General features: G+C 42.0%; 1 protein-coding gene and 1 pseudogene. Both read left to right on the plus strand.

The features are described from left to right. Nucleotides 1–2,544: valine--tRNA ligase (locus ACTTKV_RS08795; protein WP_442550195.1), on the plus strand; the 2,544-nt coding region annotated here is incomplete at its 5' end. A gap of 113 nt (nucleotides 2,545–2,657) precedes the next feature. Next, a pseudogene (locus ACTTKV_RS08800) lies at nucleotides 2,658–2,859 on the plus strand (diaminopimelate dehydrogenase); the annotation flags it as partial.

Raw genomic sequence — 2,859 nt, forward strand, 5'->3', positions numbered from 1 at the left:
AACAAAGATATCCAAAAAGATGGACGTAAATTTTGCATTATGATGCCACCTCCAAACGTGACTGGCTCACTTCACATCGGACACGCCCTAACCTTCACACTCCAAGATATCATGACTCGCTACAAGAGGATGGATGGCTACAAGACACTTTGGCAGCCAGGTCTTGACCATGCCGGTATTGCCACTCAAAACGTCGTTGAAAAACAGCTTTTAGCTCAAGGGATCAAAAAAGAAGAGCTTGGACGTGAGAAATTTGTAGAAAAAGTGTGGGAGTGGAAGGAAAAAAGTGGTGGCATGATCGTCCATCAGATGCGCAAGCTCGGTATCACTCCGGCTTGGTCACGCCAGAGATTTACTATGGATGAGGGTTTAAGAAGAGCTGTGAAAAAAGCCTTTGTAAATTTATACGATAAAGGGCTAATTATCCAGAAAAACTACATGATAAACTGGTGTACGCACGATGGCGCACTCTCTGACATCGAGGTTGAGCATAAGGAAAATAAAGGCAAGCTTTATCATTTGAGATACTACTTTGCAGACAAGCCAAGCGAATTTGTTGTTGTGGCGACTACTCGTCCTGAAACATATTTCGGCGACACCGCCGTAATGGTAAATCCAAACGACGAGCGCTATAAAAATTTAATCGGCAAAAAAGTGGTGCTACCTATCATAAATAGAGAGATCGAGATCATCGCAGACGAGCACGTTGATATGGAGTTTGGAACAGGCCTTGTTAAGGTCACGCCTGCGCACGATCAAAACGACTACGAGGTTGGCAAAAGGCACGACCTTGAGTTTATCACTGTATTTGATGAAAAAGGTATTTTAAACGACAAGTGCGATAAATTTGCAGGTCTTGAGAGGCTTGAGGCTAGAGATATCGTCGTGGCCGAGCTTGAAAAACTTGGCAATGTCGAAAAAATCGAAGACTACGAAAACCAAGTAGGCTACTGCTACCGCTGCAAAAACGTCGTCGAGCCATACATCTCAAAGCAGTGGTTTGTCAAAAAAGAGATCGCAGACGAAGCGATACAAAAGGTCTCAGAGGGCCTTGCCAAATTTTACCCACCGCACTGGATAAACAGCTTTAACGCGTGGATGAGAGAGCTAAGAGACTGGTGTATCTCACGCCAGCTTTGGTGGGGACATCAAATTCCGGTATTTTACTGCGACGAGTGCGGCCACATGTGGGCTGATGAGGATGAGCCATGCGAGTGCAAAAAGTGTAAAAGTAAAAATTTCCATCAAGATCCAGACGTGCTAGATACGTGGTTTAGTTCTGGTCTTTGGCCATTTAGTACGCTTGGCTGGGGCAATGATAATGAGCTAAAAAATGAAAAATGGTTTAAGGAAGACCTCGCTGAGTTTTATCCAAACAACCTTCTCATAACTGGCTTTGATATATTATTTTTCTGGGTTGCTAGGATGATGTTTCAGGGTGAAAATGCCCTTGGCAAGCTGCCGTTTGACGATATCTATCTGCACGCGCTTGTAAAGGATGAATTTGGCAGAAAGATGAGTAAAAGCCTTGGCAACGTCATCGACCCGCTTGATAGCATAAATGAGTATAGTGCTGATATATTGCGCTTTACGCTGACACTTCTAGCCGTTCAAGGACGTGACATCAAGCTAAGCGACGCTAAGATGAAGCAAGTAAGAAATTTCACCAACAAGCTTTATAATGCGAGCAAATACCTCATGCTAAATGAGAGCAAATTTGAAAATTTAGAAGACATCAAGCTTCAAACAAAGCTTGGAATTTATATGAATAGTCGCTTTAATGAGTGCGTGAGAGAGGTGCGCGAAAACATCGACGCTTACCGCTTCAATGACGCTGCAAACACACTTTATAAATTCTTTTGGGATGAGTTTTGTGACTGGGGTATCGAGCTTAGCAAGGCCGATAAAGCGAGCGTAAAAGAGCTTGGTAGTATATTTAAAGAGGCGATGAAGCTACTAAATCCTTTCATGCCGTTTCTCTCAGAGTATCTATTCCAGGAGCTTAGCGGCACACAGCTTGAAAATACAAAATCAATAATGGTAATGAGCTATCCGGAGGTAAAAGAGCGAAATTTAGATGTTGAGAAGAAATTTGAACTAGTTATCGAAGCGATCGTTGCGATTCGCCGTGCAAAAGCAACCATAGATCTAGGCAACTCAAAGATAGAAAGAGCTTTTGTTAAATTTAATGACAAAGCTGATATTGACGAGGTCAAAGAGTATATCAAGCTACTTGCAAAATGTGAAGAGATCGGCTTTGTAGATGAAAAAATAGAAAATTCTATCAGAGATGTGAGTGAAAATTTAGAGGCATTTGTCCCACTTGAAGGGCTTGATATGAGCGGTATCATCACAAGGCTCAAGTCTCAAAAGACAAAGCTTGAAAAAGAGATAGCAAAGCTATCAAGCATGCTAAATAACGAGAAATTTGTAGCCTCAGCTCCACAAGCTGTGGTCGAAGCCAACCGCGAAAGACTAGCTAGCGCTGTACAAAAACTAGAAAAAGTAGATAGCGAGCTGGTAAATTTGGGAGTGGTCGATTGATATTTTTTGGTTTTTGCGTTAGGACTTGGCAGATCCAAACAGTGCCTTGAGCGGTTAAATTTAAACTACGGCATGCCTTTTAATGCGCAAAAATTTAAAAAAAGGATAAAAAAATGAACAAAAAAATAAAAATAGCGGTTTTAGGTTATGGAAATTTAGGTCGCGGCGTAGAGCTTGCCGCTAGAAATAGCAAGGATTTAGAGCTTTCAGCAGTTTTTAGCCGTAGAAATCCAAGCGAAGTAAAAACATGCGGCGCGCCAGTATTTAGCGCGGATGAAATTTTAGTGCACAAGGGCAAATTTGACGTTTTAGTTC

It is taken from the genome of Campylobacter sp., assembly GCF_052169515.1.
Classification (GTDB): Bacteria; Campylobacterota; Campylobacteria; order Campylobacterales; family Campylobacteraceae; genus Campylobacter_A.